The sequence below is a fragment of the Enterobacter sp. R4-368 genome, from assembly GCF_000410515.1.
Lineage (GTDB): Bacteria > Pseudomonadota > Gammaproteobacteria > Enterobacterales > Enterobacteriaceae > Kosakonia.
Genome location: NC_021500.1, coordinates 676,697 through 700,243 on the forward strand (window position 1 = coordinate 676,697; position 23,547 = coordinate 700,243).

General features: G+C 55.4%; 21 protein-coding genes. 17 read left to right on the top strand and 4 right to left on the bottom strand.

The features are described 5' to 3' along the window. The first annotated feature begins 399 nt into the window (after positions 1-399). Both ydgH and H650_RS03075 read left to right on the top strand, forming a co-directional pair. A complete protein-coding gene (ydgH, locus tag H650_RS03070) occupies positions 400-1,344 on the top strand; it encodes a DUF1471 family protein YdgH (RefSeq protein WP_016496249.1) in 945 nt (314 codons plus the stop codon). Positions 1,345-1,536: 192 nt separating this feature from the next. Beyond that, positions 1,537-2,919: an amino acid permease gene (locus H650_RS03075; RefSeq protein WP_016496250.1), complete on the top strand. Its 1,383-nt coding sequence runs from the start codon at positions 1,537-1,539 to the stop codon at positions 2,917-2,919. On the opposite strand, the gene H650_RS03080 is transcribed toward H650_RS03075, so the two are convergent. Further along, entirely contained in the window at positions 2,916-3,251 is a 336-nt protein-coding gene (locus tag H650_RS03080) for a GlpM family protein (RefSeq protein ID WP_016496251.1), read from the bottom strand. The two genes, H650_RS03075 and H650_RS03080, sit on opposite strands and share 4 nt — an antisense overlap. Before the next feature lie 128 nt (positions 3,252-3,379). On the opposite strand from H650_RS03080, the gene rstA reads away from it, so the two are divergent. The 3 genes from rstA (at position 3,380) to tus (ending at position 6,424) form a co-directional block, all read left to right on the top strand. Continuing rightward, positions 3,380-4,102: a two-component system response regulator RstA gene (rstA, locus tag H650_RS03085; RefSeq protein WP_044489662.1), complete on the top strand. Its 723-nt coding sequence runs from the start codon at positions 3,380-3,382 to the stop codon at positions 4,100-4,102. A gap of 21 nt (positions 4,103-4,123) precedes the next feature. Further along, positions 4,124-5,419: a two-component system sensor histidine kinase RstB gene (gene rstB / locus H650_RS03090; RefSeq protein ID WP_016496253.1), complete on the top strand. Its 1,296-nt coding sequence runs from the start codon at positions 4,124-4,126 to the stop codon at positions 5,417-5,419. 75 nt (positions 5,420-5,494) lie between these two features. Continuing rightward, positions 5,495-6,424 (top strand): DNA replication terminus site-binding protein, encoded by a 930-nt coding sequence (gene tus, locus H650_RS03095; protein WP_016496254.1) that lies wholly within the window; start codon positions 5,495-5,497, stop codon positions 6,422-6,424. On the opposite strand, the gene fumC is transcribed toward tus, so the two are convergent. Both fumC and fumA read right to left on the bottom strand, forming a co-directional pair. Beyond that, entirely contained in the window at positions 6,421-7,821 is a 1,401-nt protein-coding gene (gene fumC, locus H650_RS03100; RefSeq protein WP_016496255.1) for a class II fumarate hydratase, read from the bottom strand. The two genes, tus and fumC, sit on opposite strands and share 4 nt — an antisense overlap. Before the next feature lie 134 nt (positions 7,822-7,955). Then, complete coding sequence (gene fumA, locus H650_RS03105; RefSeq protein ID WP_016496256.1) at positions 7,956-9,602, bottom strand: class I fumarate hydratase FumA; 1,647 nt, start codon at positions 9,600-9,602, stop codon at positions 7,956-7,958. Between the two features lie 197 nt (positions 9,603-9,799). Here fumA and manA point away from each other — a divergent pair, with 197 nt between their 5' ends. The 5 genes from manA to add all read left to right on the top strand — a co-directional run bounded on the left by manA (position 9,800) and on the right by add (position 16,679). Then, positions 9,800-10,972, top strand: coding sequence for a mannose-6-phosphate isomerase (gene manA / locus H650_RS03110; protein ID WP_016496257.1), 1,173 nt, complete (start codon positions 9,800-9,802; stop codon positions 10,970-10,972). Between the two features lie 105 nt (positions 10,973-11,077). Beyond that, entirely contained in the window at positions 11,078-12,607 is a 1,530-nt protein-coding gene (locus tag H650_RS03115) for a YdgA family protein (RefSeq protein ID WP_016496258.1), read from the top strand. A 167-nt stretch (positions 12,608-12,774) separates the two neighbouring features. Then, positions 12,775-14,388 carry a maltose/glucose-specific PTS transporter subunit IIBC gene (gene malX / locus H650_RS03120; RefSeq protein ID WP_016496259.1) on the top strand — a complete coding sequence of 538 codons (1,614 nt, stop codon included), beginning with the start codon at positions 12,775-12,777 and terminating at the stop codon, positions 14,386-14,388. 4 nt (positions 14,389-14,392) lie between these two features. Next, positions 14,393-15,577 carry a MalY/PatB family protein gene (locus H650_RS03125; RefSeq protein WP_016496260.1) on the top strand — a complete coding sequence of 395 codons (1,185 nt, stop codon included), beginning with the start codon at positions 14,393-14,395 and terminating at the stop codon, positions 15,575-15,577. 100 nt (positions 15,578-15,677) lie between these two features. After that, positions 15,678-16,679 carry an adenosine deaminase gene (gene add, locus H650_RS03130; RefSeq protein ID WP_016496261.1) on the top strand — a complete coding sequence of 334 codons (1,002 nt, stop codon included), beginning with the start codon at positions 15,678-15,680 and terminating at the stop codon, positions 16,677-16,679. 45 nt (positions 16,680-16,724) lie between these two features. Here add and H650_RS03135 read toward each other — a convergent pair whose 3' ends face one another. After that, entirely contained in the window at positions 16,725-17,765 is a 1,041-nt protein-coding gene (locus H650_RS03135; protein ID WP_016496262.1) for an oxidoreductase, read from the bottom strand. Positions 17,766-17,968: 203 nt separating this feature from the next. Between H650_RS03135 and blr the strand changes: the two genes are divergently transcribed. The 7 genes from blr to rsxD all read left to right on the top strand — a co-directional run bounded on the left by blr (position 17,969) and on the right by rsxD (position 23,538). Beyond that, the gene (gene blr, locus H650_RS03140; RefSeq protein ID WP_016496263.1) at positions 17,969-18,106 is read left to right on the top strand and encodes a division septum protein Blr; all 138 of its coding nucleotides are present in this window, start codon (positions 17,969-17,971) and stop codon (positions 18,104-18,106) included. A gap of 245 nt (positions 18,107-18,351) precedes the next feature. Continuing rightward, on the top strand, positions 18,352-18,567 hold the full coding sequence (gene ydgT / locus H650_RS03145) for a transcription modulator YdgT (RefSeq protein WP_016496264.1): 216 nt from the start codon (positions 18,352-18,354) through the stop codon (positions 18,565-18,567). 86 nt (positions 18,568-18,653) lie between these two features. Next, a complete protein-coding gene (locus H650_RS03150; protein WP_016496265.1) occupies positions 18,654-19,094 on the top strand; it encodes a DUF2569 domain-containing protein in 441 nt (146 codons plus the stop codon). Between the two features lie 77 nt (positions 19,095-19,171). After that, positions 19,172-19,753, top strand: a complete 582-nt coding sequence (gene rsxA / locus H650_RS03155; RefSeq protein WP_016496266.1) for an electron transport complex subunit RsxA — start codon at positions 19,172-19,174, stop codon at positions 19,751-19,753. Position 19,754: 1 nt separating this feature from the next. Then, positions 19,755-20,333, top strand: a complete 579-nt coding sequence (rsxB, locus tag H650_RS03160) for an electron transport complex subunit RsxB (RefSeq protein ID WP_016496267.1) — start codon at positions 19,755-19,757, stop codon at positions 20,331-20,333. Then, positions 20,326-22,485, top strand: coding sequence for an electron transport complex subunit RsxC (rsxC, locus tag H650_RS03165; protein ID WP_016496268.1), 2,160 nt, complete (start codon positions 20,326-20,328; stop codon positions 22,483-22,485). The genes rsxB and rsxC overlap by 8 nt, the downstream gene beginning before the upstream one ends. Beyond that, the gene (gene rsxD / locus H650_RS03170; protein ID WP_016496269.1) at positions 22,486-23,538 is read left to right on the top strand and encodes an electron transport complex subunit RsxD; all 1,053 of its coding nucleotides are present in this window, start codon (positions 22,486-22,488) and stop codon (positions 23,536-23,538) included. It abuts the gene before it with no gap. The last annotated feature ends 9 nt before the right edge of the window (positions 23,539-23,547 follow it).

Consider the following 23,547-nt stretch of genomic DNA (forward strand, 5'->3'; position numbering starts at 1 on the left):
CTACTGAAAATAACGCCTGTGATCCACAGCCGGAAAAGAGAAATTATGCATTTATCCGTGAAAATTACCTGTCGGAGGCCGCAGGCAAGGTTATTTGCCTTAAATTCCCGCATACAGGCCGATATTCCGCTCAGACGAAGCGGCAAAACACGATTAATCTCCAGCGAAGATGCGCTTTTTAACAATGTATTAACTTAATAAAGTCATAACCTTTATCGGTTTTGCTGGTCAAGCGTCTGTTTTTTCAACATATCACTAAAGGTTATCGTTATTTCCCTTCCGGTAGCACAGTCAGTGAAAAATGACGCAGACAGTTGCGCTGTTTAAATGCAATAATCACCGACGTTTTCCCAACAACAACACCAGTTTATGGTTTGCGCAAGGCGAAGGATTATTTTTATGAAGCTTAAGTACACCCTCCTGGCGTCAGCACTTCTCTCGGCAATGGCATTTACCGCCAACGCAGCGACAGAGTTAACACCGGAGCAAGCGGCAGCGGTAAAACCTTACGATCGCATCGTGATCACCGGCCGTTTTAATGCCATTGGCGACGTCGTTAACGCAGCATCCAAACGCGCGGATAAAGAAGGTGCCGCATCATTTTACGTTGTTGATACCTCCGACGCGGGCAACAGCGGTAATCAGCGCGCCACGGTCGATTTATACAAGGCTGACGCAGCAAAAGCGGAGCGTCCTGCTTTCCGTGTTATTAACGGCGTGACCGAGTTACCTAAAGATCAAGCAATTGCGCTTCAGCCGTACGATACGGTGACCGTTCAGGGTTTCTTCCGCACCCAGCCGGAAGTGAACGACGCAATTACTAAAGCCGCCAAAGAGAAAGGCGCAGCCTCTTTCTTTATTGTTCGCCAAGTAGATGCTAACCAGGGCGGCAACCAGATCGTCACGGCCTTCATCTATAAAGCCGACGCGAAAAAACGCGTTATCCAGAGCGCGGATGCTATCCCGCGTGACTCGGATGCTGGCCGCGCCGCGCTGGCAAAAGGCGGAGAAGAAGCCAAAAAAGTTGAGATCCCAGGCGTCGCCAGCGATGCGACAGCGGGCGTTGGTGTAGGTCGTTTCTTCGAAACTCAGTCGTCTTCCGGCGGTCGTTACAGTGTCACGCTGCCTGACGGAACAAAGATTGAAGAGGTGAATAAAATCACCGCCGCGCAGATGGTGCCTTTCGACAGCATCAAGTTCACCGGCAACTATGGCAACATGACGGAGATCTCTTACCAGGTCGCCAAACGTGCCGCGCAGAAAGGTGCTAAGTACTATCACATCACCCGCCAGTGGTCAGAAAGTGGTAACAACATGACCATCAGCGCCGATCTGTATAAATAATCTGCATTTATGAATCAGGCGGCTACGGCCGCCTTTTTTATTTTTTTACCCTTTTTCGTAAAATTGTCGTCCCCCCTCATTGCATGGTCCGTCGACTCTCCGTAAAATCCCGCGCCTTAGTGATATCCACCATATTTATGCGCCACGGCAAAATAATTATTCTGGATTAGTTGCTTTTTTGACAGGATAACCATGGAAAAGAAACTTGGCCTTAGCGCATTAACTGCGCTGGTTTTAAGCTCAATGCTGGGCGCTGGTGTTTTCAGCCTGCCACAAAATATGGCGGAAGTTGCCAGCCCGGCGGCGCTGATCATTGGTTGGATGATCACCGGGGCGGGGATTTTATTGCTCGCTTTTGCCATGCTGATCCTGACCCGTATTCGCCCGGATCTGGATGGCGGCATATTCACTTACGCCCGTGAAGGTTTTGGTGAGCTGATTGGCTTTTGTTCGGCCTGGGGCTACTGGCTGTGCGCGGTTATCGCCAACGTCTCTTATCTGGTTATCGTCTTTTCCGCCCTGAGTTTCTTTACCGACACGCCATCGTTGCGCCTGTTTGGCGATGGCAACACCTGGCAGTCGATTGTTGGCGCATCCGCACTATTGTGGATTGTGCATGCGCTGGTTCTGCGCGGCGTACAAACCGCGGCGAGTATCAATCTGGCAGCGACGCTGGCGAAACTGGTACCGCTCGGGCTGTTTATTGTGCTGGCGGCGCTGGCCTTTAACCTCGACAAATTCCGCCTTGATTTCAGCGGCATCGAGCTGGGCGTTCCAGTATGGGAACAGGTGAAAAACACCATGCTGATCACCCTGTGGGTATTTATTGGCGTCGAAGGCGCGGTTGTGGTTTCTGCCCGGGCGCGCAATAAGCACGATGTTGGCCGCGCCACACTGCTCGCCGTGCTGGCTGCGCTGACCGTCTACCTGCTGGTTACCCTGCTTTCGCTCGGCGTCGTCCCGCGCCCGGAACTGGCGGAAATGCGTAATCCGTCAATGGCCGGTCTGATGGTGAAACTGCTGGGAAGCTGGGGAGAAGTCATTATCGCGGCAGGTTTGATTGTCTCCGTCTGCGGCGCGTACCTGAGCTGGACGATTATGGCGGCGGAAGTGCCGTTGCTGGCCGCAACGCATAAAGCGTTTCCGAAGATCTTCGCACGGCAGAATAAAAACAATGCACCTGCTGCCTCGTTGTGGCTGACCAATATTAGCGTGCAGGTTTGTCTGGTGCTGATTTGGCTCACCGGTTCGGATTACAACACGCTGCTGACCATCGCGTCAGAGATGATTCTGGTGCCCTATTTCCTTGTCGGCGCATTCCTGTGGAAGATCGCGCAGCGTCCTTTGCACCAGGCGGTGGCGATTGGCGCTTGCCTGTATGGCTTGTGGCTGCTGTACGCATCCGGTCCGATGCATTTATTGCTGTCGGTGGTGCTCTACGCACCGGGACTGCTGGTGTTTATGTACGCCCGTCGCACACATGAGATGACGGAAATGCTCAAACAGCATGAAAAAGCGCTGATTGGTGCCTTGTTAATCGCCGCCGTTCCCGCCACCTGGATGCTGATGCGCTAATGCAGACGGCTCCAGCAATAAATTAACAACCAGGCGCTGAGGCTCCAGCAAATAACCGCACAGCCCAGCGCCGGCCAGACCCGCATCAAACCGGTGAAATACCAGAGCGACAGTAAATAGATAAAATAGGGAATAATCGCCCACATGCCGAACACGATCGTGGTGCGCAGCGCTTCAACGCCACGCTCGGTGGCGACAATATAGTGCGCAATCAGCGCGAAAGTCGGAAATAACGGGATTAACCCGGCGATATAGTAATTTTTTGTTTTGGCCAGCAGACCAATCAACACCACCACCAGCGCCCCGATAGCCGCTTTAATCACCAACCCCATGATTTTCCCTTTATCACTGCAACAACAACGACCTACAGCATAACGGAAGCCTCTTCGTTTAGAAAAGATTAATGGCAGCTTATAGCAAGGCGGTGTATGTTGACGTTTTTGAACAATCGCGATGGCTTATGAATAAGATCGTTTTTGTGGAAGATGACCCGGAAGTGGGCGCACTGATTGCCGCTTATCTGGGCAAACACGATATGGACGTCATTGTCGAACCCCGTGGCGATCGCGCCGAAGAGGTGATCGCCCGCGAAAAACCCGAACTGGTGCTGCTGGATATCATGCTGCCCGGGAAAGATGGCATGACCTTGTGCCGCGACCTGCGTAACCAGTGGAGCGGCCCGATTGTGCTGCTCACCTCGCTGGACAGTGATATGAACCACATTCTTTCACTGGAGATGGGCGCCAACGATTACATTCTGAAAACCACGCCGCCCGCCGTATTGCTGGCGCGTCTGCGTTTGCATTTGCGCCAGCGCAGTACTGTGAATACCGTCGCCGAACCCGCCACGCCCTCGCTGAAACAGCATAAGACAATCAGCTTCGGCACCTTGTCTATCGATCCGGTTAACCGCCAGGTGTTGCTGGCCGGGCAACAAGTCGCCCTCTCCACCGCCGATTTCGAATTGCTGTGGGAATTAGCGACCCATGCTGGGCAGATTATGGACCGCGATGCGCTGCTGAAAAACTTACGTGGTGTAAGCTACGATGGCATGGATCGCAGCGTTGATGTGGCGATTTCCCGTCTGCGTAAAAAATTGCTCGACAGCGCAACGGAACCCTACCGTATTAAAACCGTGCGCAACAAAGGCTATCTGTTTGCCCCGCATGCGTGGGACAACTAAAACGCAAAACCAGGTGTCGCTATGAAAAAGCTGTTCGTCCAGTTTTACCTTTTGCTGTTCGTCTGCTTTCTGGTCATGACGATGCTGGTGGGTCTGGTTTATAAATTCACCGCCGAGCGCGCTGGCCGCCAGTCCCTTGACGACCTGATGAAAAGCTCGCTGTACCTGATGCGTAGCGAGCTGCGCGAGATCCCGCCCAATCAATGGGCCAGAACCCTGAAGGAGCTGGATCTCAATCTGTCGTTTAATCTGCGCATTGAGCCAATGAGCAAATACACGCTGGAACCACGTCCGGCGCAACGGCTGCGCGAAGGCGATATCGTGGCGCTTGATTCGGAATACACCTTTATCCAGCGTATTCCCCGCAGCCATTATGTTTTGGCGGTCGGCCCGGTGCCGTATCTCTTTTTCCTGCATGAAACGCGGCTGCTGGATATGGGATTGATGGCGCTAATTGCTATCTCTCTCGCCTTCCCGGTATTTATCTGGATGCGCCCGCACTGGCAGGAGATGTTGCGGCTTGAATCGGCAGCACAACGCTTCGGCGAGGGGCATTTAGAGGAGCGCATTCATTTTGACAGTGCCTCGAGTTTTGAGCGGCTCGGCATCGCCTTTAACCAGATGGCGGACAATATCAATGCGCTGATTGCCAGTAAAAAGCACCTTATAGACGGCATAGCCCACGAACTGCGCACGCCGCTGGTCAGGCTGCGTTACCGGCTGGAGATGAGCGAAAACCTCAGCGAAACCGAGCATGCGGCGTTAAATCGCGATATCGGGCAACTGGAAGCGCTGATTGAAGAGTTGCTGACTTACGCCCGTCTCGATCGCCCGCAGACCGAACTGAAACTCACCTCCCCGGATCTACCGGCGTGGTTCAGCAGTTACCTTGACGATGCGCGCAGCATGAACCCGCAGCACACCTTTTTGCTGGCAACAACGCCGGGTGAAGATTATGGCGCGCTGGATATGCGTCTGATGGAGCGCGTTCTGGATAATCTGGTGAATAACGCCCTGCGTTACAGCCAGCAAACGATAAAAGTCACCTTACAACGCGAAGGTTCACAAGCCTGCATGATCGTTGAAGATGATGGCCCCGGTATTGCGCCCGAAGAGCGCGAACGCGTGTTTGAGCCCTTTGTTCGCCTCGATCCCAGCCGCGACCGCGCGACCGGCGGCTGCGGGTTAGGGCTGGCGATTGTGCATTCCATCGCGCAGGCTTTCGGCGGCGAAGTCAGTTGCGCGCAGAGCGAGCTGGGCGGCGCGAAATTTTCTTTCCACTGGCCAATTTACCACCACATTGTTTTGCCCTCCTGACCATTAACCGTACAGTGGCCTGCTCCCGGCGACTGTGCTATAAATATAAGTATGTTGTAACTAATGGAGTAAACAATGGCTGCCTTAGATTTGATCGAACGCCTTAACACCACCTTCCGGCAGCTGGAACAGGAACTGGCTGCGCTAAAAACCGAGTTAGCAGAGTGCCGGTTAATGGCCGCGCGCGTATTTAGCCTGCCGGATATCCCCAAAGGCGCGGAACACAACCCGCTTACCGCGATCCATGTCGAACAACATCTTGGTCAGCAGGCGGCAGCGCTTGCCCTCAATCATTTCACCCATTTATTTATTCAGCAGCAGTCGGAAAACCGCAGCAGCAAAGCCGCTGTGCGGCTGCCGGGCGTTATCTGCTACCAGGCAAATGAGGCCACGCTTAGCGCGCTGGCTGAACGCATCAGCACCGTGAACGCGCTGAAATCAACCTTTGAACGGATAGTCACTCAGGAATCGGGGCTGGCCCCTGCGGCCCGGTTTGAATGGGTTCACCGCCATCTGCCGGGGCTTATCACCTTAAATGCTTACCGGACACTGACGGCCATTCGCGCACCGGCAACCATCCGTTTTGGCTGGGCGAATAAGCATATTATTAAAAACCTGACCCGCGATGAGGTACTGGCGCAACTGGAAAAAAGCCTGAAATCCCCGCGCGCCGTTTCTGCATGGACGCGAGAAGAGTGGCTGGGACGTATTGAACAGGAGTACAACGATATCGCCGCCCTGCCAACACAGGCGCGGCTGAAAATCAAACGTCCGGTGAAAGTGCAGCCCATTGCCCGCGTCTGGTATGCCGGTTCACAAAAGCAGGTGCAATATGCCTGTCCGACACCGCTTATCACGCTGATTTCAGAAGAGAATGGAGGAACCGTTCCGGATATTGGCGAGCTGCTGGATTACAACGCGGAAACTATTCAACACCGCTATAAACCGCAGGCGCAGCCGCTGACGCTGATCATCCCGCGGCTGCACCTGTATCTGGCGGGTTAAGCCTGTTTCAAACTGCCAACCATCGATTCCGGACGCACCCAGCTGTCAAACTCGGCTTCCGTCAGGTAGCCGAGCGCCAGCGCAGAAGCTTTTAGCGTCAGCCCCTCTTTATGCGCTTTTTTGGCAATTTCCGCCGCCTTGTCATAGCCGATATGGGTATTCAGTGCGGTCACCAGCATCAAAGACTCATTTAGCAGTTGATCAATACGCTCGCGGTTGGGTTCAATCCCCACGGCGCAATGCTCGTTAAAGCTCTCCATGCCGTCCGCCAGCAGACGCACCGATTGCAGGAAATTATGGATAACCATCGGGCGGAAAACGTTCAGCTCAAAGTTGCCGGATGCGCCACCAATATTCACCGCCACATCATTGCCCAGCACCTGGCAGCATAGCATGGTCATCGCTTCGCACTGTGTGGGGTTAACTTTACCCGGCATGATCGAGCTACCCGGTTCGTTTTCCGGGATAGCGATTTCGCCGATACCACACCGCGGGCCAGAGGCGAGCCAGCGCACATCGTTAGCGATTTTCATTAATGAAGAGGCCAGCCCTTTCAGCGCGCCATGGGCATGCACCAGTGCATCGCAGGTCGCCAGCGCTTCAAATTTGTTGGGCGCGGTAATAAACGGTTGTCCGGTAAAACTGGCCAGCTCTTGCGCCACGCGCACGGCGTATTCCGGGTGCGTATTCAGCCCGGTGCCCACGGCGGTGCCGCCAAGCGCCAGTTCGCTCAGATGCGGCAAGCTTTGTTCGATATGTTTAAGGTTATGCTCAAGCATCGCCACCCAGCCGGAGATCTCCTGGCCCAGCGTCAGCGGCGTCGCGTCCTGCAAATGTGTACGGCCGATTTTGACAATACCGGCAAACGCGGTGGCTTTCTCATTAAGCGTCTTTTTCAGCACCTGTAGCTGCGGGATCAGTTGCTCACGCACGCCAATCACCGCCGCGACATGCATCGCTGTCGGGAAAACATCATTGGAACTCTGGCTTTTATTCACGTCGTCATTGGGATGGATCTTGCGTTCCATGCCGCGCACGCCGCCGAGGATTTCGCTGCCGCGATTGGCCAGCACCTCGTTCATGTTCATGTTGCTCTGCGTACCGGACCCGGTCTGCCAGATAGCGAGCGGAAACTCATCGGGATGTTGCCCGGCCAGCACTTCATCCGCCGCCGCGATGATCGCGCGCGCTTTCTCTTCGGGCAGTAACCCCAAATCCTGATTAACTTTCGCCGCCGCGCGTTTGGTCAGCGCCAGTGCGTGGATCAGTGAGACCGGCATTTTTTCCGTTGAGATACGAAAATGCTCAAGCGATCGCTGGGTTTGCGCTCCCCACAGTTTGTCTGCCGGGACGTCGATTGCGCCCATCGAATCTTTCTCACTGCGATGCGTTGCCATGACTCTCTCCTTGGTTACAAAGTGATATTGGGTTGCGACATTGCTCACCTGCAAACAAGTAAAAGTATTGATGCTTTTTATAATGTTGTTTACTGCTTTGTGCTTAAAAAAACCGCCCCGAAGGGCGGTCAATACTATTTAACGCAGCGGGCACACTGCTCGGATTGAATTTGCTGGAAGAAATCGTTGCCTTTGTCATCCACAAGGATAAACGCCGGGAAATCCTCCACTTCAATTTTCCAGATAGCTTCCATGCCGAGTTCCGGATAAGCGACACACTCAAGGCTTTTGATACTGTTCTGCGCAAGGATCGCCGCCGGGCCGCCAATGCTGCCGAGGTAGAAACCGCCATGCTTGTGACAGGCATCGGTCACCTGCTGGCTGCGGTTACCTTTCGCCAGCATGATCATGCTACCGCCCTGCGACTGCAGTTGATCGACATAAGAATCCATACGCCCGGCGGTGGTCGGCCCCAGCGAACCGGAGGCATAGCCTTCCGGCGTTTTTGCCGGGCCTGCGTAGTAAATCGGGTGATCTTTAATGTACTGCGGCAGATGTTCGCCGCTGTCCATCAGCTCTTTGAGCTTCGCGTGGGCGATATCCCGCGCAACGATAATCGTGCCGGTAAGCGACAAGCGCGTAGAGACCGGGTACTGCGAAAGCTGTTCGAGGATCGCTTTCATCGGGCGGTTAAGATCCACTTTCACGGCTTCGCCTTCACCGGCCTCGCGCAGCGCTTCCGGAATGTATTTGCCCGGATTCTGCTCTAAACGCTCCAGCCAGATGCCATCGCGGTTGATTTTACCTTTGATGTTGCGATCGGCTGAACAGGAAACGCCCATGCCAACCGGACAAGACGCACCGTGGCGCGGCAGGCGGATCACGCGAATATCATGCGCAAAATATTTGCCGCCAAACTGTGCGCCAAGACCGAGGTTCTGCGCTTCCAGCAGCAGTTCTTGCTCCAGTTGCACGTCGCGGAACGCCTGTCCATGTTCGTTACCTTCAGTTGGCAGCGCGTCATAATATTTGGTGGAGGCAAGTTTGACCGTTTTCAGAGTCGCTTCCGCCGACGTACCGCCAATCACAAACGCGACATGATACGGCGGGCAGGCCGCTGTGCCGAGGGTGCGCATCTTCTCGACGAGGTAGTTTTTCAGCTTCGCCGGGGTGATCAGTGCCTTGGTTTCCTGAAACAGGTAGGTTTTATTCGCCGAACCGCCGCCTTTTGCGATGCAGAGGAATTTATACTCGTCGCCATCAACACTGTAGAGATCAATCTGCGCCGGCAGGTTGGTACCGGTATTCACCTCTTTGTACATATCCAGCGGGGCGTTTTGCGAATAGCGCAGGTTCTCTTCGGTGTAGGTGTTGTAAACACCGCGTGCCAGCGCCGCTTCATCCCCGCCACCGGTCCAGACGCGCTGTCCTTTCTTGCCCATAATAATCGCCGTGCCGGTGTCCTGGCAGGTCGGCAGAATGCCTTTAGCGGCAATGTCCGAGTTGCGCAGGAATTGCAGGGCGACATATTTGTCGTTTTCGCTGGCTTCAGGATCGGCAAGGATATCGGCGACCTGCTGCTGGTGCGCCGGGCGCAGTAAAAATGAGGCGTCGTGGAAAGCGTGTTGCGCCAGCAGGGTCAGCGCTTGCGGATCCACTTTCAGGATCTGCTGCCCTTCAAACTCAGCCACAGAAACATAGTCGCGGCTTAGCAGGTAGTATTCGGTGTCATCCTTTCCGAGCGGGAAAGGATCCTGATAATAAAAGGGTTTGTTCGACATTGTTCTCTCACTTACGGCTGATCTGGTTATTGTTCAGGCAGTCAATCCATCTGCCTGTGTTAAAGCGAGTCGCCATATCCTACACAAGTTTTTAACAAAAACTGAGACTAGTACGACTTTTTACCCTCGCAGGTTACTTCCGTCGGCTTTGTTGCTTTAATAACGCCATAATTTCATTAATGAGAAAGGGCTTGATAATGCAAAAACTCATCAACTCCGTGCAGAACTATGCCTGGGGAAGTAAAACGGCATTAACGGATCTCTACGGCATCGCCAATCCTGACAATCTGCCGATGGCGGAACTGTGGATGGGCGCGCACCCGAAGAGCAGCTCAAAGGTGCAGGATGCCAGCGGCCAGACCCGTGCGCTGCGTGAGGTGATTGAACAGGACAAAACCCGTTTGCTGGGCAGCGCCGTCGCTAACCGTTTTGGCGAATTACCGTTCCTGTTTAAAGTGCTGTGCGCCGACCAGCCGCTGTCGATTCAGGTGCATCCCAACAAGAAAAACTCCGAAACAGGCTTTGCCAAAGAGAACGCCGCAGGCATTCCGCTGGACGCCGCAGAACGTAACTACAAAGATCCAAATCACAAGCCGGAACTGGTGTTTGCCCTGACGCCGTTCCTTGCGATGAACGCCTTTCGCGAGTTTTCCGACATTGTTTCCCTGCTGCAACCGGTGGCGGGCGCGCACCCGGCGATCGCCCATTTCCTGCAAGCGCCGGGCGCAGAGCGCCTGAGCGAGCTGTTTGCCGCGCTGCTCAATATGCAAGGCGAGGATAAATCCCGCGCGCTGGCGGTGCTGAAATCAGCGCTCGGCAATCACTCCGGCGAACCGTGGCAGACCATTCGTCTGATTAGCGAGTTCTACCCGGATGACAGCGGCCTCTTCTCTCCGCTGCTGCTGAATGTGGTGAAACTGAACCCAGGCGAAGCAATGTTTCTGTTTGCCGAAACGCCGCATGCCTATCTGCAGGGTGTGGCGCTGGAAGTGATGGCGAACTCTGACAACGTATTGCGCGCCGGGCTGACGCCGAAATATATCGACATTCCGGAACTGGTGGCGAACGTAAAATTCACGCCAAAACCGGCGAATGAGCTGCTGACGCAACCGACGCAGCACGGCGCGGAGCTGGATTTCCCTATCCCGGTAGACGACTTTGCCTTCTCGCTGCACGATCTCAGCACCAGCGAAACCCAGCTGGCGCAGCAAAGCGCGGCCATTGTCTTCTGCGTCGAAGGCGAGGCGGTGCTCAGCAAAGCGAGCCAGCAATTAGTGCTCAAGGCAGGTGAATCAGCGTTTATCGCCGCCAACGAATCACCTGTTGGCGTAAGCGGCACCGGTCGCGTAGCGCGAGTATTTAATAAGTGAGAGTAAGTTACTGAACTTTTTAGCAAGGATTGCTAAGCTTGAAGGCACATCACTCGACATCCAGGCGGCGTTAACCGCCTGGTTTCTTTTTTAGGGATAAATACTATGAAAAAAACGTGGGTTGCCGCGGGGATTATCGTCGCGCTCGGTATCGTCTGGACGGGCGGAGCCTGGTACACTGGCAAACAACTTGAAGGTCGTCTGGCGGAGATGGTCAGCCAGGCGAACGCACAAATTAAGCGCAACGCGCCGGAGGCCAATATTGAGATCTCTGCGCAGGATTACCAGCGCGGCCTCTTTTCCAGCCAGTTAACGTTAAACATTAAACCGCTCGCCGGTAGCACCAATACCTGGCTGAAGCCGGGGCAAGCCATTGTTCTGCACGAGACGGTCGATCATGGACCCTTCCCGCTGGCGCAGCTTAAAACCTTTAGCCTGACGCCTGCGATGGCTTCCGTGCATACGCAACTGGTCAATAACGAAGTGACAAAAGGGCTGTTTGATATCGCCAAAGGCCAGGCGCCCTTCTCCGCCGACACCCGCATTGGCTACAGCGGCGATACCCGCACGGATGTCGTGCTGAGCCCGCTGAATTCAGAAAAAGATGGCGACAAAGTTGCCTTCAGCGGCGGCCATTTCCGCTTCAGCGCAGACAGTAAAGGTAACGCGTTGTCGCTGAGCGGCGAAGCCGAAAGCGGCCTGGTGGATACGGTAAATGAATATGGGCAGAAAGTGCAGCTGTCGTTCAATAACCTGAAAACCGACGGCTCCAGCGAAATGTCCAGCTTTGATGAGCGTACCGGCAACCAGAAGATGAGCCTCGATAAGCTCGCGATCTCTATTGAAAATAAAGAGATGGCGCTGCTCGAAGGCATGAACTTAACCGCCAAATCGGACGTTGCGGACGACAAAAAGAGCCTTAACAGCCAACTGGATTACTCCCTGAACAGCCTGAAGGTGCAGGGTCAGGATCTCGGCAGCGGAAAACTGACGCTGAAAGTGGGTCAGATTGACGGCAAAGCCTGGCATCAGGCCAGCGAGCAGTACGACGCGCAAATCCGGGCCTTAATGGCGCAACCGGATATCGCGCAGAACCCGGAACTCTACCAGCAGAAAGCCACTGAAGCGTTCCTTAGTATTGTTCCGCTGTTGCTGAAAGGCGAGCCGGTATTGACCATTGCGCCGCTAAGCTGGAAGAACGCCAAAGGCGAAGCGTCGTTTAATATGTCCCTGTTCCTGAAAGATCCGTCAACCGCAACCGGCACGTCGCAAACGCTGGCCGATCAGGTTGACCGCTCGGTGAAATCCCTCGACAGCAAGCTGACGATCCCGCTGGATATGGCCACCGAAATGATGACTCAGGTGGCGAAACTTGAAGGTTATCAGCAAGAGGACGCGGCGAAACTGGCAAGCCAGCAGGTGAAAGGCCTGGCGGCGATGGGCCAGATGTTCCGCATCACCACCGTGGAAAACAACAGCATCCTCACCAGCCTGCAATATGCTAACGGCCAGGTGACGCTGAATGGCGAAAAAATGCCGCTCGAGCAGTTTGTCGGGATGTTTGGTATGCCAGGGCTGCAGCCTGCCCAGCCGGACGACGCGACACCGCCCGTTCCGGCGGTACCGCAGCAGTAATTTTCCAGCCCCTTTCGAGGGGCTTTTTATTTTCTTTTGGGCCACCTTGCCGGAATCCGAAAACGGCAACCCCGTTACCGGCTCGCGCTTTTTGCGCGACAAAAACTGATAAAACCGTCTGCGCTCTGCGCATCCGCCAGAGCATTCTTTTTTCGTGAGGAGAGGTTATGGCGGGGAAAACCGCGCAAAAAGCGAACCTGTGGGCATTTTTCCAGCAGCTCGGTAAAACCTTTATGCTGCCCGTCGCGCTGCTGTCGTTTTGCGGCATCATGCTCGGCATTGGCAGCTCGCTCAGCAGCCGCGATGTGATAACACTGCTGCCGGTGTTGGGCCATCCGCTGCTGCAGGCCATTTTTATCTGGATGAACAAAATTGGCTCATTCGCGTTCAGTTTCCTGCCCGTGATGTTCTGCATCGCTATTCCGCTTGGACTGGCGCGTGAAGATAAAGGCGTGGCGGCTTTTTCCGGTTTTGTCGGCTATGCGGTGATGAACCTGGCGGTGAATTTCTGGCTTACCGCGCAGGGCATATTGCCCACTACCGATGCATCACTGCTCAAAGCACATAACGTGCAGAATGTGCTCGGCATCCAGTCCATTGATACCGGGATCCTCGGCGCGGTGATTGCCGGGATTATTATCTGGCGTTTACATGAACGCTTTCATACCCTGCGCCTGCCGGACGCGCTGGCTTTTTTCGGCGGGACGCGCTCGGTGCCGATTGTCACCAGCGTCGTGATGGGCGTTGTAGGGCTTGCGATCCCGCTGGTCTGGCCGTGGTTTGCCATGGCGATTAGCGGCCTGGGGCACATTATCGATCGCGCCGGAGATTTCGGGCCGATGATTTTCGGCACTGGCGAACGCCTGCTGCTGCCCTTTGGTCTGCAACATATTCTGGTGGCGTTGATCCGTTTTACGGAAGCTGGTGGAACAATGGAGGTCTGTGGACATAGCGTCAGCGGTGCATTGACCATTTTCCAGGCGCAGCTTAACTGCCCGCAAACGCACGGTTTCGCCGAAAGCGCGACCCGTTTTCTCTCGCAAGGCAAGATGCCCGCGTTCCTGGGCGGCTTACCCGGCGCGGCGCTGGCGATGTACCACTGCGCGCGGCCCGAAAACCGCCATAAAATAAAAGGGTTGATGATTTCCGGCGTGATTGCCTGCGTGGTGGGCGGCACTACCGAACCGATCGAATTTCTGTTCCTGTTTGTCGCCCCGGTGCTCTATTTAATTCATGCCGTGCTCACCGGGCTGGGCTTTACCGTGATGGCCGTGCTCGGCGTGACGATCGGCAACACGGATGGCAATGTGATTGATTTCATTGTCTTCGGCGTGCTGCACGGCATGGCGACGAAGTGGTATCTGGTGCCGCTGGTGGCCGCCATCTGGTTTGTCGTTTACTACGCCTTATTCCGTTTCGCGATCACCCATTTCGACCTGAAAACACCGGGGCGCGACAACGCTGTAGCGGAAAGCGCGGCCTCTGCAACGCAGGGCGTGACGGGCAAATCCGGTTATGACGTTCCTGCCCTGCTTACTGCGCTTGGCGGGGCGGATAACGTCGCAACGCTGGATAACTGCATCACCCGCTTACGCCTGTCGGTCAAGGAGATGGATAACGTTAATGTTGACGCCCTCAAGGCCAACCGCGCGATTGGCGTTATCAAAGTGAATGAACATGATTTGCAGGTGGTGATTGGGCCGCAAGTGCAGTCAGTAAAAGATGAAATGGCGCAGCTTATCAATGCGCAACGGTTTGGCACCCCGGTGGAGGCGGAATAATAAAATGACCACGGATACCTTCGATTTCTCCACTCCGGTTGACCGCCTCGGCACCTGGTGTACGCAGTGGGATTATGTCGCCGATCGCTTTGGGCGTGCGGATTTGCTTCCTTTCACCATTTCCGATATGGATTTTGCCACCGCGCCGTGCGTAATTAACGCGCTACAACAGCGGCTTACGCATGGCGTACTGGGTTACAGCCGCTGGAAAAACGAGGCGTTTCTGGGGGCTATTTCGCACTGGATGACCAGCCGCTTTAATACACAGATCGATGCTGACAGCATTGTTTATGGTCCGTCGGTTATCTGGATGATTGCCGAAATGATCCGCCAGTGGTCACAGCCGGGCGATGGCATCGTGGTTCATACCCCGGCGTATGACGCGTTTTATAAAGCCATTCAGGGGAATCAGAGGCAGTTGCTGGCCGTGCCGCTACAACACAACAATGCAGGCTGGTTTTGCGATATGGCGCAGCTCGACGCCGCGCTGGCAAGGCCGGAGAGTAAAATCCTGCTGCTGTGCAGCCCGCAAAACCCGACAGGCAAAGTATGGACTCGCCATGAACTGGAAACCATGGCGGCGCTGTGTGAACGCCATAACGTGAAAGTGATAAGCGATGAAATTCATATGGATATGGTCTGGAGCAGCCAACCGCACATCCCCTGGTGCGCTGTCGCTCGCGGGCCGTGGGCGCTGTTTAGTTCGGCATCGAAAAGCTTTAACATTCCCGCACTGACCGGCGCGTGGGGGCTTATTGATGATGCGTCGTCGCGCAATGGCTGGCTGGAGGCGCTGAAAAACAGCAACGGCCTCTCCTCGCCGGCGGTGCTGTCGGTCGTCGCCCATATCGCCGCTTACCGCGACGGCGCGCCGTGGCTGGATGCGCTTCGTACTTACCTGCGCGCCAATCTGGTTTATCTGGCAGAGCGTCTGAATAACGCCTTTCCTGTGCTGAACTGGCAAGTACCGGAATCCACCTATCTGGCATGGATAGATTTGCGCCCGTTAGGGATTGATGATTCCGCACTGCAAAAAGCGCTGATCGAGGAGCAAAAGGTGGCCATCATGCGCGGCGATACTTACGGCGCGGAAGGACGAGGGTTTGTGCGTCTGAATGTCGGTTGCCCACGGGTGAAACTCGAACAAGGTGTGAAGGGATTAATCGCGGCATTAGCGTCGCTTTATTAAACCAGATTTGCGCAACCCGCCCTCCGGGTTGCGCAAGATAGCTTTTTACCGCCTTTTGTCTCTATAATGGCGAGCACTTTCTTAAAATAAGAGTGCGACCATGATTGATCCCAACCTGCCGTTAACTGATATTCATCGCCATCTCGACGGAAACATCCGTGCACAAACCATTCTGGATCTTGGCCGCCAGTACAATCTGCCCCTGCCTGCACAAACCCTTGAAGCACTGCGTCCGCACGTTCAGGTCACCTCTAATGAACCGGATTTGGTCAGCTTCCTTGCGAAACTCGACTGGGGTGTCAAAGTGCTGGCGTCACTGGATGCCTGTCGCCGTGTCGCTTACGAAAACATGCAGGACGCGGCGCAGAACGGGTTGCACTACGTTGAACTGCGCTTTTCGCCAGGTTATATGGCGATGACCCACAACCTGCCGGTCGCGGGCGTTGTCGAAGCGGTGATTGCCGGCGTGCGCGAAGGGAGCCGTGATTTCAATGTGCAGGTGCGCTTAATCGGCATTATGAGCCGTACCTTCGGCGAGGCCGCGTGTTTGCAGGAACTCGACGCGCTGCTGGCGCACCGCGACGGCATTACCGCGCTGGATCTGGCCGGTGATGAGCTGGGTTTCCCTGGTAGTCTTTTCCTTTCGCATTTTAACCGTGCGCGCGATGCGGGCTGGCAGATTACTGTTCATGCGGGTGAAGCCGCCGGTCCGGAAAGCATCTGGCAGGCGATTCGTGAACTCGGTGCCGTACGAATTGGCCACGGCGTGAAGGCGATCGAAGATGCCGCGCTGATGGATTTTCTCGCCGAACAACGCATCGGTATTGAATCCTGTCTGACGTCGAATATTCAGACCAGTACCGTGCCCTCCCTCGCCCGTCATCCGCTGAAAACCTTCCTTGAGCATGGCATTCTGGCGAGCATCAATACCGACGACCCGGCAGTGCAAGGTGTCGAAATTGGTCATGAATACCAGGTTGCGGCCCCGGCCGCCGGGCTGAGTCGCGAACAGATTCGCCAGGCGCAGATTAACGGGCTGGAGATGGCTTTTCTCAGCGCGGCGGAAAAACAAGCGCTGCGCGATAGCGTTGCGAAGGCGTAAGAAGAAAGAAGAAAACCGCTCACGACAATGCGTGAGCGGTGATTTTCAGGTCAGACTCAGCGTAGAACGATGTTTTGCAGATTCAATGCCCAGCTCAATCAGCTCCATTATCTGGATCGCCTGGCTGGCCGGAACCGGGTTTTCCCCCACGCCGTTAAGCGCGTCGCGAATGGCCGCGTAATAAGCCGGGTAGTTGCCCGGTAGCGTCAGCCAGTTCTCTTCCTTACGCTCTTCGCCGTCAACGCGGGTTAATACGCCGTCGCGCATGTCATAACCCCAGTCGGCCTGCGGCAACCGCGCACCACTTTTCAGGCACTCCTCCTGCGGATCCAGACCATATTTCACGTAACTGCCGCGCGAACCATGCACGATATAGCGGGCCGATTCTGCGGCCGCCAGCATAGTGCCATGCAGCACAACGCGCCGCTGCGGGTAGGCAAGCACCGCGTGAAAATAGTCTGTGGATTGCGCGCCAGGGCGTAACTGCGCCAGATCTACCGTCATCGATACCGGTAAGCCGAAAAGGTTAACCGCCTGATCGAGCAAATGCGGCGCCAAATCATACCAGATGCCGCTGCCAGGCCCGCCTTGCTCGCGCCAGCGGTTACGTACCTGCGGGCGGAAACGGTCAAAATGCGACTCGAAATAGGCGACTTCGCCCAGCGCACCGTCGGCCAGCAAGGCTTTCAGCGTCAGAAAGTCACTGTCCCAGCGGCGGTTATGGAACACCGACAATACACGCCCGAGACTGCGCGCCAGCGCGTCGAGCTCACGCGCTTGTGACAGTGTCACCGTAAAGGGTTTATCCACCACCACATGTTTGCCCGCTTCCAGCGCCGCTTTGGCCAGCGGGAAATGGGTATCGTTCGGCGTGGGGATGACAATCAGGTCAATCGAGGGATCGTTAAACAGATGCTTCGGCTCAGAGACAACCGGCACGGCTGGCCAATCCGCTTTTACTTTCGCTTCGTCGCTGCTGGAAATCGCGGCCAGTTCCATTCCCGCCGTTCCGGCAATCAACGGCGCATGAAATGTTTTGCTGGCGTAGCCATAACCTATTAATCCGACACGGATATTATCGCTCATAGAGGGGCCTCTCCTTATTGGAACGTCTATTTCACACCATCTGCCAGGTGGCGACAACCGCTTCAGCAACCCATTAGCGAAACGAATGAATTTACCGCGCTCAGCCCTGGTTTCTGCCTAAAAAATCTGCTTAAATCTGCAACCGGGCGTCGATTTTTATCGACAGCCGCAGACAAAAGTAAACATCAGGGAGTAGTAAAAGTATGGCCGGAATTTTCAATCGGATTATTGAATTAATGGGCTGGGTGGTGCTCGGCGTATCGACCATTCTTTTGGTTTTTGCCAGCCATATCGATAATTATCAGCCCCCTGAACAGAGCGTCGCGGCACAAAAGAAATAATTGCCGCCGTAAAACGCGCAAAGTGCAATTAAGCGTCATATGCTTATTGCCAGCCATGACGAAGGGCGTTAATCTTCACAGCCGGGCGCTGTTCTGGTGCCTGGTTTCACCTGAAAAGAAAACTCTTAATTTAGTGGCAGACCATTCCTGTGCTATTTACGCCCGGGTAATAATGTTTATTATTCGTACAAAATTAGCCCGCGTATATTTTCTGCCTCTTTCTTATTATATGGACACCCCTCGACATGACCGTTCAGGACTATTTATTAAAATTCCGCAAAATCAGTTCGCTTGAAAGTCTGGAAAAATTGTTTGATCACCTCAACTATACGCTGACCGACAGCGGTGAAATTATCAACATGTACCGCGCAGCCGATCATCGCCGGGCTGAACTGGTTTCTGGCGGCCGCCTGTTTGACATTGGGTGCGTTCCGCGCTCGGTATGGCGCTACGTGCAGTAACGCCGCTGGCATTCGTTGTGTAATGCTTTATACTCCTCGCCCGGCGAAACCATTCAGAGCATTAATGCCTTAACAGAGGAATACGCATGACAACGACTCCCGCAGAAAGAATCGGAGGCTGGTTACTCGGCCCTCTGGCCTGGTTGCTGGTCACGTTATTAAGCACCTCGTTGGCATTATTGCTGTATGCCACTGCCTTAATGACACCCCAGTCGGTAACGGCGCTGGGCGCACAACCGCTGAAACAAACCATACTGTGGTTCGTCTCTTTCGCCTTCGCGATCGCCATCTGGTATTACACTTTCTGGCTGGTTATCGCCTTTTTTAAACGCCGCCGCAGCGTGCCGAAGCACTATATTATCTGGCTTTTGGTCTGCGTATTGCTCTCCGTGAAAGCCTTTGCCTTCGCTCCTGTCACCGATGAACTGGCACTGCGTCAGTTACTCTTTCCGCTGCTTGCCGCCGCGTTGATGGTGCCCTATTTCAAGCGCTCAAGCCGCGTGAAAAGGACCTTTGTTAATCCGTAATAACCTTACAGTTATCCTGTTGTCGCCCGGTACTGTTTGACCGATAATAGGCGGCTTTTTTTATTTCAGGCCACATAATGACAGACTATCTGCTGCTATTTATCGGAACGGTACTGGTCAACAACTTCGTGCTGGTGAAGTTTCTTGGCTTGTGTCCGTTTATGGGCGTTTCCAAAAAACTGGAAAGCGCAATGGGCATGGGGCTGGCGACCACCTTCGTGATGACGATGGCGTCTATCTGTGCCTGGCTCATCGATACATGGGTGCTGATCCCGCTGGATTTAGTCTATCTGCGCACGCTGGCGTTTATCCTGATTATCGCCGTGGTGGTGCAGTTCACCGAAATGGTGGTGCGCAAAACCAGCCCGGCGCTCTATCGACTGCTGGGTATCTTCCTGCCGCTTATCACTACTAACTGCGCGGTGCTCGGCGTGGCCCTGCTCAATATCAACCTTGGGCACAACTTCATGCAGTCGGCGTTGTATGGCTTCGCCGCCGCCGTAGGGTTCTCACTGGTGATGGTGTTGTTCGCCGCGATTCGCGAACGTCTTGCCGTTGCCGATGTGCCCGCCCCCTTTCGCGGCAATGCGATTGCGTTAATCACTGCGGGCTTAATGTCTCTGGCCTTTATGGGCTTTAGTGGTCTGGTGAAACTGTAATATGAGTGCGATTTCCATAGCCGTTGCCGCACTGAGCGTGCTGGGGCTGCTGTTTGGCGTCATTCTGGGTTATGCCTCCCGCCGTTTTGCGGTTGAGGATGATCCGGTTGTTGAACGCGTTGATGAATTATTGCCGCAAAGCCAGTGCGGGCAGTGCGGCTACCCAGGCTGCCGCCCTTACGCTGAGGCGGTTGGTCTGCAGGGTGAAAAAATTAACCGCTGCGCCCCCGGCGGCGAAGCGGTGATGCTGAAAATCGCCGCGCTATTGAATGTCGATCCGCAACCCATTGATGGCGATGCCGCAGCGCTTGAGCCTGTGCGTATGCTGGCGGTAATCGATGAGAACAATTGCATTGGCTGCACAAAGTGCATTCAGGCTTGTCCGGTAGACGCCATTCTCGGCGCAACACGCGCCATGCATACGGTGATGAGCGATCTGTGCACCGGCTGTAATCTTTGCGTGGATCCGTGCCCGACGCAGTGCATTGAATTGCGTCCTGTGGAAACGACCACCCATAGCTGGAAATGGGATTTGCAGTCCATTCCGGTGCGTAATATTCCTGTGGAACACCATGCTTAAGTTATTTTCCGCTTTCCGAAAAGAGAAACTGTGGGATTTTCACGGCGGCATTCATCCGCCTGAAATGAAAACCCAATCAAACGGTACGCCGCTGCGCCAAATGCCGCTGGCGAGCCGCTTTGTGCTCCCGTTAAAGCAGCATATTGGTGCCGAAGGCGAACTGTGCGTACGCGTCGGTGACAAGGTGTTGCGTGGCCAGCCGTTGACGCGCGGCCGTGGCCGTATGTTACCTGTTCATGCGCCGACGTCCGGCACCGTGGTCGCGATTGCGCCCCACTCCACCGCACACCCCTCTGCGCTGCCGGAGATGAGCATCATTATTGAAGCGGATGGCGAAGATCGCTGGATTGAGCGCGACGGCTGGGCGGATTATCGTTCGCATAGCCATGACGAGCTGATCGAGCGCATCCACCAGTTTGGCGTAGCCGGCCTTGGTGGCGCAGGCTTCCCGACCGGAGCAAAATTGCAAGGCGGCGGCGATAAAATCGAAACATTGATTATTAACGCTGCGGAATGCGAGCCCTACATCACCGCTGATGACCGCTTAATGCAGGATTGCGCGGCGCAGATTATGGAAGGTGTGCGGATTCTGGCGCACATCCTTAGACCGCGTCAGGTACTTATCGGTATTGAGGATAATAAACCGCAGGCGATCTCCATGATGCGTGCGGTGCTGGCGGACAGCCACGATATTCAGTTGAAAGTCATCCCAACGAAATACCCCTCCGGTGGTGCCAAACAGCTTACGCAGATCCTCACCGGCAAGCAGGTGCCGCACGGCGGACGTTCGTCGGATATCGGTATTCTGATGCAAAACGTGGGTACCGCCTATGCGGTTAAACGCGCGGTGATCGACGGCGAACCCTTAACGGAGCGCGTTGTTACGGTGACCGGCGAAGCGGTTAGCCGACCGGGCAATGTCTGGGCGCGCCTGGGAACACCGGTGCGCCATCTGCTCGATTTCGCCGGTTTCTGCCCTTCCGCTGAGCAACTGGTGATTATGGGCGGCCCGCTGATGGGCTTCACGCTGCCGTGGCTGGATGTGCCGGTAGTAAAAATTACCAACTGCCTGTTAGCACCTTCCGCCAGCGAGATGGGCGAGCCGCAGGAAGAAAAAGGCTGCATTCGCTGCAGCGCCTGCGCCGACGCCTGCCCGGCCGATTTGCTGCCTCAGCAACTCTACTGGTTCAGCAAAGGCCAGCAGCACGACAAAGCGACGGCGCATAACCTTTCCGATTGCATCGAATGTGGTGCCTGCGCGTGGGTATGCCCAAGTAATATTCCGCTGGTGCAATATTTCCGCCAGGAGAAGGCTGAGATTTACGCCATCGCCGAGGAAGAAAAACGCAACGCCGAAGCCAAAGCGCGCTTTGAAGCGCGCCAGGCACGTCTTGAGCGCGAAAAAATCGCCCGTCAGCAGCGTCATAAACAGGCTGCGGTTCAGCCTGCGGCTAAAGATCAGCAGGCGATTGATGCCGCGCTGGCGCGCGTGCGCGAAAAACAGACGACCGCTGCCCAGCCAGTTGTCATTCAGGCCGGTACCATGCCTGATAACAGCGAAGTGATTGCCGCGCGCGAAGCACGCAAAGCGCAGGCACGCGCCCGCCAGGCAGAAAAAGCGCAGCAGGTGGAAAACAGTGCCGCCACCGGCGAAACAGCCGATCCGCGCAAAGCCGCCGTTGAAGCAGCGATTGCCCGCGCCAAAACGCGTAAGCTCGCCCAGAGCCAGCCAGCAGAATCGACCGCAAACGCTGAGCAACCACAGGTGGACGCCGGACAGTCACCGGCTGAATCTGCACCGGTCGATCCGCGCAAAGCTGCCGTTGAAGCGGCGATTGCCCGCGCCAAAGCGCGTAAGCTCGCGCAGAGCCAGCCAGCAGAATCGACCGCAAACGCTGAGCAACCTCAGGTGGACGCCGGACAGTCACCGGCTGAATCTGCACCGGTCGATCCGCGCAAAGCTGCCGTTGAAGCGGCGATTGCCCGCGCCAAAGCGCGCAAATCAGAACAACTACAAGCCGCCACGCAAACTGATGAGGTCTCGTCTTTTGCGCAGGCCGCCAATGACGACCCGCGCAAAGCCGCCGTCGCCGCAGCCATCGCCCGTGTTCAGGCGAAGAAGGCCGCACAGCAAGCCGTTAACGAGGATTAAATGGTTTTCAGAATCGCAAGCTCCCCTTACACCCATAACCAGCGCCAGACCTCACGTATTATGCTGCTGGTGACGCTCGCGGCCGTGCCGGGCATTGCTGCGCAATTGTGGTTTTTCGGTTGGGGGACGCTGATACAGCTCATTCTCGCCATTATCAGCGCACTGGCTGCCGAAGCGCTGGTACTGAAATTACGCAAGCAGAACGTTAGCGCGATCCTGGCGGACAACTCTGCCCTGTTAACCGGTCTGCTGCTGGCTATCAGTATTCCCTCTTTCGCCCCGTGGTGGATGGTGGTGCTTGGCACCGTGTTCGCAGTAGTTATCGCCAAGCAGCTTTACGGCGGTTTAGGCCACAACCCGTTTAACCCGGCAATGATTGGCTATGTGGTGCTGTTAATCTCCTTCCCGGTGCAGATGACCAGCTGGCTGCCGCCGTATGAAATCGCACGCACCGTTCCCGGCTTTATCGATGCGTTACAGGTTATTTTCACCGGTCACACTGCCGCTGGCGCAAATATGGAAACGCTGCGCATTGGTATCGATGGCATCAGCCAGGCGACGCCGCTCGACACCTTTAAAACTTCATTGCATGCCGGACACAGCGTCGAGCAGATCCTGCGCTCCCCTATCTATAGCGGCGTGCTGGCTGGTGCGGGCTGGCAGTGGGTCAACCTCGGCTATCTGGCAGGTGGTCTGTTCCTGCTGTGGCAAAAAACTATTCGCTGGCATATCCCGGTAAGCTTCCTGCTGACTCTGGCGATTTGCGCCACACTCGGCTGGGTTTTCGCCCCGCAGTCGCTGGCTGCGCCGCAATTGCATCTGTTCTCTGGCGCGACCATGCTCGGTGCGTTTTTCATTCTGACCGATCCGGTTACCGCCTCGACCACCAACAAAGGCCGGCTGATTTTTGGCGCGCTGGCAGGCGTGCTGGTGTGGCTTATCCGCAGTTTTGGCGGCTACCCGGATGGCGTGGCCTTTGCCGTATTACTGGCAAATATTACCGTGCCGTTGATTGATTACTACACGCGTCCGCGCGTGTACGGGCATCGTTAAGGAGCCGCC